The sequence below is a fragment of the Pantoea sp. CTOTU49201 genome (assembly GCF_032054795.1).
In the GTDB taxonomy this organism is placed as follows: Bacteria; Pseudomonadota; Gammaproteobacteria; order Enterobacterales; family Enterobacteriaceae; genus Pantoea; species Pantoea symbiotica.
Genome location: NZ_DAMBSA010000193.1, coordinates 1 through 8602 on the forward strand (window position 1 = coordinate 1; position 8602 = coordinate 8602).

Genomic DNA, 8602 nt, shown 5'->3' on the forward strand with positions numbered 1-8602 from the left:
TGCAGCCGCATATCAAGCGTGTCGGCCTGAACGCTGCCGTGATTATCCAGGCTGTCCGCCTGAGTAGTCAGCGTGCCGGCACTCAGTAACTGGCCGCCGGTTTTATTATTGAGTTTATCGCCCGTCACGGTCAGTGCATCACTGCCCTGAATCAGCCCGCTGTTAACTAAATCTCCCTGAAGCGTGAGCGCCTGCGCCAGCAACCAGCCGCTGTTATCAACAGAATCTGCTTTGAGCTGTAGGTTCTGCTGACCAAGAATTTTGCCGCTGTTATCAAGCGTTGAGGCGTTGAGTACGCCATCACCCGCACTTAACGCATTGCCGCTGTTATGCCAGCTGCCCGCTGTCACCGCCAGCTGTTGTCCCTGCAGCTGGCCACGGTTAGTGAGCGTGTCTGCTGCGATGGTTAATTTGCCGTCACTCAGTAACGTACCACTGCTGGTTATCACCTTGCCGCTGGCCTGCAGCGATTGATTGCCCTGCAACGTGCCGCTGTTGTTCAGCGTACTGGCATCAACAGTGGTTGTCGCTGCGGCGATTTGACCGTCATTGGTCAGCGCAGCGTTTTGAAGATTAAGGTTGCTATCCGCGAGCAGCAGGCCGTCCTGCTGATTGTTCAGCTGCGCGTTTGAGGCAAACAGGCTGGCAGCGTTGATTTCGCCGCTGTTGGTGAGCGCGTCTCCACTCAACGTCAGCCCTGCCTTGCTGGTGATGAGCCCGCTGTTACTCAGCTGTGGCAGATTGAGCGCAAAGCTGTTATCCGAACTCAAGGTGCCGCCCGCCAGATTATTCAGGCGGTTGCCGCTGTAGGTCAGCGCTTTGCTGCCCTGAATCAGCCCGCTGTTGTCGGTTTGCACGCTGCTGAGTGAGAGCACCGGCGCTGACAATACGCCCTGATTCAGCAGGCTGTCGCTGCTGAGGGTGAGATTCTCTGCGCCGGAGATGGCCGCGCCCTTACCATTCTGCAGGCTTCGGGTGTTAATGCCGGTGGTGTTACCGGCCAGCATGCCGCGATTATCGAGTTGTTTTGCGGTTATATTGAGGCTTTTTCCGGCCGTCAGCTGGCCGTTGTTGCTGAGCCGATCCTGCGCCTGCAATCGGATATCGTTACCGGCTTTCGCGACGGCATTGCCGTCCGTGACAAGGGTTGCGCCACTGAGCTGAATATCGCGTCCTGCCGTGATGCTGGCGCCATTGGTGGTGAGATTTCCTTTCGCCGTGACGCTGACTCCGGCATCGCTGACCAGCGTGCCTTTATTGAGCGTTGCATCCTGCTGTGCATTGAGCGCGACCTGTCCGGACGCTTTGTTTTCCCCACCAAGCGTCACTGATTCAGCATTCGCCGTCAGCGAACCACTGCTCAGGCTGTTGTTGAGCGTCAGTTTCCCGCTGGCATCCAGCTGAATATCACCTTGCTTCGCCACCAGGTTACCGAGGTTAACCCCAACACCTTTCTCGCTCGACACCAGATGAATACGATTGGCATACATGCCGCCAAGCGCGCCGGTATCCACCGCCACTGACGGCGCCGCACCTTCACCGGCAATCGGCGTGACGGAACCATCCGCACCGACCCGATTAGCCCCCAACGTCACCGACAAATCTTTCGCATGGATCCCGGCGTTGATCTTGGTTGCGCGCGCGACGATCGACACCGCATCGGCGCTGCTGCCGTCCAGTCCCTGACCTTCGACGATTACCGATCCTTTCGTCACCTCCAGCGCAGCCAGATTGCCGTTGGCATCCAGCTGCGGCTTACCAGTGGTCAGCGTGACGTTTGGCGTATTGATAAAGCCGCAGCCGTTACAGGTAATACCGTACGGGTTGGCCACCATCACGTTAGCGGCTTTGCCCGCCACTTCGGTGTAGCCCTGCAACTGTGAGCGGTTAGCGCCAACCACTTCGTTGATGATCGCCTGCGCTTCGTGCCCGGCTTTCAGATTAGGGTTGTTCTGGATCAGGCCGCCCAGCTGCGTCTGGGTAAGCTGACCGGTGGCGTTATTGAGGATTAAACCCTCTTTGCCGACGTTGTACTGCTGGTACTGGTTATGCGAAATCCCGGCGCCGTTGGGCGTGGCGATATTCACCACCGGCACGCCGTTGCCGGCGGCATCCATTTTTGTGCCCGGCGTTACCGGCGTAATTTGCGCGGCGACAGCAGGCAGCATCGGCTGTACCGCCACCAGATAGCAAATCAGGTAACTCAGCGCGCGACGGGCGAGGGAAACGGGTTGACGATCGTCCATAATCTTTGCCTCTTAGAAAACCAGCCCGACGCGGGCGTAAATGCTGACGTGATCCGGCTGAAGATGGCCGGGATAACTGAGGGGAATGCCGACGGTGTACTGGGTGTAGAAATTGCGCCCGCGCGTGCTGAGACCTACCGCGCTGCCCCACAAGGTGCCGGTGGACTCGCGATTCTGCGCGTCGCTCTTTAACCAGCCGCCGTCGATGGCGGCCAGCGCGCTGACGTCGCCGAAAACAGGCAGCGTGAACAGGCTGTAGCTCAGCTCGTTGCGCAGATAGCCACCGGCATCTCCGGAGAGATACTGCTCCTTAAAACCGCGCACCGAGCTTTCGCCACCCAGCGTCAGGCGTTCACTGCCGTACAGCCGATCCGGCGACCACTGGCCGTAAATGCTGCTCAGCAGCCACAGTTTGTCAGCCAGCGGACGCTGGAAACTGCCGCTGATACTCCACTTGCGGAACTGTGCTTTGGGCAAATCGCCGGTCTTGCCCGCGTCATCTTCGGCATCGAACCACGGCATGCCGCGGCTGAACGTTGGGTTGAGCGTGGCGACGCCGCCGAGGATTTTCTGCGTGTGATTGAGTCCCAGCTGCGCGCTGGTGATTTTGCGGCTGCTGCTCTGCAACAGGGTATTGTTGAGATAGTTGTGGCTGGAGTAGTGATTCAGGCCGAGCTGAACGCCGGTTTTGATATCGCCGTTGCGGAACAGTACCCACGAACCGTTTAGCCGGTGCGACACGTTGTCGCCGTTGCTTAGCCAGGTAAAGCCGTTGTTAACGAAGTTGCTGTGATAGTTGCTCCAGCTGTAGCTGTAATCGAGCAGGCCGTAGCCGTAGGGCACGCTGACACCCGCTTGCAGGTTTTGCGCATCACGCCAGTCGCTGAAGGCGCTGCTGCGTCCGCCGCTGATAAACCAGCGGTCAGCCAGTCCCAGCAGATTGTTTCCCGTCAGCGAGGCGTTGAGCTGACCAACGCCGGTGCTTTTCTGTCCGCTATTATCCAAACCTAATGATGCGCTGATCGGAAATTCCGGTTTGGCCGTTAGATTGACGACCGAATAACCAGCTTTAGGCGACGGCTGTATTTCAATCTGCACCGGCGTGGTGCGCACGCGGTTAATCTGCTCCATGCCCTGCTCAATATCGCGCAGGTTAAGCACCTTGCCTTCCAGGCCGGGAAACGCCATCTGTAATGAACGCGGATGCTGGCCGTCAAGATGAATGGCGTCTAACTTCCCTTCCAGCACCGGAATAATTAACTCGCCTTGCGATAAATCCTGTTCAATTAAAAATGCCCGGCTGGTGATATAACCGCGCTGCATATACCAGTCAGAAATGGCATGCACCAGCGAGTTAATTTCGGTTAAGTTCAGGCAGCGATGAATATAAGGTGCGGCCAGCGATTGCTGCTGTCCGGCAGAAATTAGCGTGGCGTTGCGAATAGCGATATGCTGCACCGGAAAGCAGGGACCGGCCTGACCGGAATCCGCTGCTGGCGTGCTCTGCGGCGCGTTAGCACTCCACAATGCGTCACGCTGCTGCTGGTCATTTTGCAAACGTTGCTGTTGTTGGTTCTGAATATAATCACGGTCGCCGGGATTTAACGGTGCCGCAAATGCAGAAGTTGTGATCATACCGACGCACAGCGCCAGTGACATCCATGTTTTTGCCATCATAATAAGACTTAAGCGAAATTGATTGTAAGTTTTGTGTAAGCACTTTTGTGCAGAATATCACCTTAACAATCAGAAAGTTCCTGGCTCCTTATAAAAAATTTAATTTCCTGTTTATTCAATTTTATAAATCATGAAGTTTCCCCTTAACGCAAATAGTCAGTCATTCCATCATTTTCACCGATAATGTTTACTTTCATGGTCATGCATGTTGAATGAAATGATGAGAGAAATGCATATACAGAATGAGGATCTTTACTGCATTGATTAGCAGTCTGCGGGGAATGTGGTGGTAGCGAGCCCTAATCAAGCCACAAGCGCCTATATTGGGCTGTTACATTATAACATACTTTAGGCCCAGCAACGGTTGAACTGATCCCCAAATCCATCCTCTCACTTAGGGTTGTCAATTTACAGGCAAGTGATTTAGTTGTTCATTATAATAACGGGGAATACATGTTTAAAAAGGGTTGGCTTAAGCAGTTTTATATACCGGCGTTTATTTCGCTCTATATCGGTGTACTTCTTAATATTCCGATTTTCATCCGTCGCTATACGCAACTGCAGTTTGATAACACCCTTTCATTAGTGACTGAGATCATCGCTGCATTTTGTTTGGTAATGCTGTTGACGTTGTTAACCTCATTAACCGGGAAATATCTATCGCGTGTATTAATGACCATGCTGGTTTTCTTCTCCAGCGCCGCCAGTTATTACATGATTTTCTTTAATATTGATATTGGTTATGGAATTATCGCCGCTGTTTTAGCCACCGATTCATTAGACCTCTCTAAGGAATCGGTGGGTTGGCACTTTATGCTGTGGATGGTGATCATTAATATCGTCCCGCTTTGGCTAATCTGGCGCGGAATGCGCGGCAATCCCGTAACAAATATCAGTAAAAAGCGTTACTGGTCTTATAAAACTATCGCCATTGTTATTGCCGCATTAGGTTGCTGGTTACCGTTGAATTTAATGGGCAAGGTGCAGGATGAACAGGATAAGAAGAATAATCGCATGATGGCCAGCTACGGCGGCATTGTTGCGGGTACCTATTCACCGTCTAACTGGTTATCGGGCGTTGGCTTGCTGGCTTATAGCTCGTTCAGCCAGGCTGAAGACAACCGTAATCTTTACGATCCCGCAGAACACTTTAAATACGTTCCCCCGAAAAATGCGGATAACTTGTATATCGTGTTTGTGATTGGTGAAAGTGCCCGCCGCGATCATATGGGTTTATACGGTTACGATCGCGACAATACGCCTTATCTCGATCACGAAAAAAACCTCGTTCACTTGCAGGGTTATTCTTGTGATACCTCAACCAAGCTCTCGCTGCGCTGCATGTTTGTTAGAGAAGGCGGCGCCTCAGAAGCCCCGCAGCGCACGCTGAAAGAGATGAATGTCTTCACGGTGATGAAGAAGCAAGGTTTCTCGGAAGATCTCTACTCCATGCAGAGCGAAGCCTGGTTCTATAACAAAGTCATGGCCGACAGTTATTCAATGCGCGAATCTATTCAGGCGGAGAAACGCAATGTCGGTAAGCCGGTGGATGATATGGCGTTGATTAATGAATTGCAGGACTCAATTCAGCGTCATCCGCAGGGTAAGCATATTGTGATTCTCCATACCAAAGGCTCACATTATATGTATACCGAACGCTATCCACGCGCGTTTGCACGTTATACGCCGGAGTGTCAGGGCATTGACGATGCCTGTAGCACGCAGGAGATGATCAATTCCTACGACAATAGCCTTTTGTATACCGATTATTTTCTCAAACAGACTTTCGATAGCCTGAAAGATAAAAATGCCATCGTGTTTTACGCCTCTGATCATGGGGAATCGATTTCCGATAATCTGCATTTCCACGGCACGCCACGTGACCATGCACCGATGGCGCAGCGCACGGTGCCGATTATGGTTTGGGCATCGGATAAGTTTTTAAGTGACAGTAATAACAAAGCGTCATTTGCCAAACTTCAGCAACTGCAGAATGACAAAACGCCGGTATTCCACGAGAAGTTATTCGACTCGATCTTAGGCTGCTCAGGTTTTACCTCACCAGATGGCGGAATTAATTCGCTCAGGAACTGGTGCGCGCATTAAGGTACAATCCAGGCGGCAGTTTTACCTCCATTAATAATGGATGTTTAACTGCTGCTGCTTTTATTTGAGTACGATTACCGCATAGCGACAACGATGTTCCGAGTCATTCCTGAAAATACAGTCAGCAGGATCGCCCAGTTCAAGACAATCGCCCGCCTGCATTTCGAAGATTTTATCGCCTTCTTGAAAACGTAATTCGCCCTCTAAAACCCAGATAAGCTGACGGCGCGACACATAGGAAATGACCGGCATCGGCACGCTAACGCCGGGCGGCAATTCTATGCTGACAAGATCGAGCGGTATCTGCCCCGGCGACACATGTCGTCGGATATATCCCGTTTCAGGGTCCTGCCAAACCGGTTGCTGATGCTGTTTCAGTAATGTGCCAGTCTGCACTTCGCTCAACGCGATCAATTGCGACATGCTCATATCAAACGAACCCGCCAAACGTGCCAGCAACGTTGCTGTAGGACTGCTTTCTCCCCGTTCAATTTTATGGATCATCGCCCGTGATACGCCTGACTGCTCAGCCAATTCGGTCAGCGACCAGCTGCGTTTTTCTCTTTCAGCCTTCACTTTTTTGCCAATTCGCGCGTTTAAATCATCTTCTTTAGTGGATTTTTCGTCTGACATAGTAGATATATAAGATAGTGTACGAAGAGTCTACTTTAGTGGCATAACAGCGAGGTGTCTATGGTGAACATACGTCCGGCAGTTGAAAAAGATGCAGCGGAAATCACGGATATTTATAACCATGCCGTGCAGAACAGCACAGCTATATGGAACGATAACACGGTCGATATTGCTAACCGAATCAAATGGTTGTCAGATCGGAAATTGGCAGGATTTCCGGTTCTGGTCGCCGTTGATGAGCATGATATTGCGCTCGGTTACGCTTCCTATGGTGACTGGCGTCCGTGGGATGGATATCGCTATACGGTTGAACATTCGGTTTATGTGCATAACGCCGCACAGGGAAAAGGTATTGGATTAGCATTGTTGCGGTCACTTATCACGCATGCGACCGCGCAAGGTAAACACGTGATGGTGGCGGGCATTGAGTCTGAAAACACACCTTCAATCGCGTTGCATCTCAAGTTAGGATTTACCGATGCCGGACAGATTAAACAGGTAGGAACGAAATTTGGCCGCTGGCTGGATCTAACATTTATGCAATTACGGCTGGATAACAGGGACCAACCTTAATTGACGATGCCCTGGCTGGAGCAAAAGCCCAAAATGGAGGAGATATGACGCCAGAAATCAAAACGGAACGATTAATTCTGAAGCCGCTGGAAAGCCGCGATGGGCAGGCGATGCAAATCGCCTTCCCACGCTGGGAAATCGTGCGCTATCTCAATGCCAATGTGCCTTGGCCTTATCCTGAAGGTGCCGCGCAGGATTACGTCGATAACGTGGTGTTGCCCGCCGTCAAGGAAAGTCGCTGCTGGTGCTGGAGTATCAGACGTCAGGAGAAACCTGAGGAATTAATTGGGCTGATCGAGCTGCGTGATGGAGAAAATGATAACCGCGGATTCTGGCTGGTACCTGAGTGGCAGCAACGCGGATTCATGAGTGAAGCCTGCAACGCCGTAAACGACTTCTGGTTTAGAACGTTGGGCCGCGATGTATTACGCGTGCCAAAAGCGGCGGTGAATACCGGCTCGGTGATGATCTCACGTAATTCTGGCATGCGTCTGATAGAAACCGGTAAAAAAGAGTATGTCGCGGGTGTTCTCGATTACGAATTGTGGGAGTTAACCCGCGAAGAGTGGCTCGCATAAAAAACCAGCCAAATCAACGTAGGGTCGCCCGTTTAAATCTTAATGCTCGTCACGGTCGCCATAAATGGCGACCCTACAGAGGATTGGCGCGGTTTTTCGTAGGGTCGCCATTTATGGCGACCGATTCACTACACATACCCCATCATCCGCAGCATCGATTGAGCCTGATTCATCGCCTCCGCTCGGTGCGTCACGCCCAGTTTTTGGTACAGATTGCGAATATGCGTTTTGATGGTGGTGGCCGCAACATCCAGCTCGCCAGCAATCTGATCGTTGCTATATCCCGAATAGATCAGCCCCAAAACCTGCCATTCGCGTTGGGTCAGCGGGCTGGTGCGGATCAGCTCCGGCACATCAGGATGATTAATCAGGCGGCTAACAAAGCCTTCGTCAAAATGGGCAAACTTATGGCGATGATATTTATTAATCTCGCTGAGGATGCGTCTGGCACGATGGTTATCAAGCTCATCCAGCGTATTGAGCTGAATCAGCTGACGCAGCTGCTGCGCCATCGCTTCACCTTCAATCACAAAATGGCTGACGAAACCGGTGCTGCGCGCCAGTTTAAGCGCTTCGGTCAGCGCCTGCTGCGCTTCTGCTTTGCGCTGGGTTTGCCAGTAAATCTGATTTAACAGCAGCAGATTACGGTTCATGTCGCTCATCAGGTTGAGCGCGCGGGCGTTGTCATTAAGTTCATCCAGCACCACTTCGGCCTGACTCATGTTTCCCAACAGAATCTGCGCGCGCGCCACGTTGCGCCACTGACCTTGCAGGAAGTGATTATTGGCG

7 protein-coding genes are annotated in these 8602 nt (G+C 52.1%); 3 read left to right on the forward strand and 4 right to left on the reverse strand.

What is annotated here, in order from left to right; all coding sequences use genetic code 11:
* Both RTY00_RS14255 and RTY00_RS14260 read right to left on the reverse strand, forming a co-directional pair.
* Positions 1–2246 (reverse strand): filamentous hemagglutinin N-terminal domain-containing protein (locus tag RTY00_RS14255; protein ID WP_312664889.1); only part of this gene is annotated, 2246 nt, incomplete at its 3' end.
* Between the two features lie 12 nt (positions 2247–2258).
* Positions 2259–3923: a ShlB/FhaC/HecB family hemolysin secretion/activation protein gene (locus RTY00_RS14260; RefSeq protein ID WP_312664890.1), complete on the reverse strand. Its 1665-nt coding sequence runs from the start codon at positions 3921–3923 to the stop codon at positions 2259–2261.
* A 453-nt stretch (positions 3924–4376) separates the two neighbouring features.
* Between RTY00_RS14260 and eptB the strand changes: the two genes are divergently transcribed.
* On the forward strand, positions 4377–6029 hold the full coding sequence (eptB, locus tag RTY00_RS14265) for a kdo(2)-lipid A phosphoethanolamine 7''-transferase (RefSeq protein ID WP_312664891.1): 1653 nt from the start codon (positions 4377–4379) through the stop codon (positions 6027–6029).
* Positions 6030–6089: 60 nt separating this feature from the next.
* Here the strand turns inward: eptB and RTY00_RS14270 are convergent, their stop codons facing one another.
* Entirely contained in the window at positions 6090–6662 is a 573-nt protein-coding gene (locus RTY00_RS14270; protein WP_312664892.1) for an XRE family transcriptional regulator, read from the reverse strand.
* Between the two features lie 63 nt (positions 6663–6725).
* Here RTY00_RS14270 and RTY00_RS14275 point away from each other — a divergent pair, with 63 nt between their 5' ends.
* Positions 6726–7235: an N-acetyltransferase family protein gene (locus RTY00_RS14275; RefSeq protein ID WP_409519141.1), complete on the forward strand. Its 510-nt coding sequence runs from the start codon at positions 6726–6728 to the stop codon at positions 7233–7235.
* Between the two features lie 44 nt (positions 7236–7279).
* Complete coding sequence (locus tag RTY00_RS14280) at positions 7280–7813, forward strand: GNAT family N-acetyltransferase (RefSeq protein WP_312664894.1); 534 nt, start codon at positions 7280–7282, stop codon at positions 7811–7813.
* Positions 7814–7941: 128 nt separating this feature from the next.
* Here RTY00_RS14280 and RTY00_RS14285 read toward each other — a convergent pair.
* Positions 7942–8602, reverse strand: a 661-nt coding sequence (locus RTY00_RS14285; RefSeq protein WP_312664895.1) for a LuxR C-terminal-related transcriptional regulator, incomplete at its 5' end; no start/stop codon positions are given.

What these genes read in the sequence shown, in the direction of transcription:
- eptB (WP_312664891.1), top strand. Translation starts at nt 4,377, where the DNA reads ATGTTTAAAAAGGGTTGGCTTAAGCAGTTTTATATACCGGCGTTTATT.
- RTY00_RS14270 (WP_312664892.1), bottom strand. Translation starts at nt 6,662, where the DNA reads ATGTCAGACGAAAAATCCACTAAAGAAGATGATTTAAACGCGCGAATT.
- RTY00_RS14280 (WP_312664894.1), top strand. Translation starts at nt 7,280, where the DNA reads ATGACGCCAGAAATCAAAACGGAACGATTAATTCTGAAGCCGCTGGAA.
- RTY00_RS14260 (WP_312664890.1), bottom strand. Translation starts at nt 3,923, where the DNA reads ATGATGGCAAAAACATGGATGTCACTGGCGCTGTGCGTCGGTATGATC.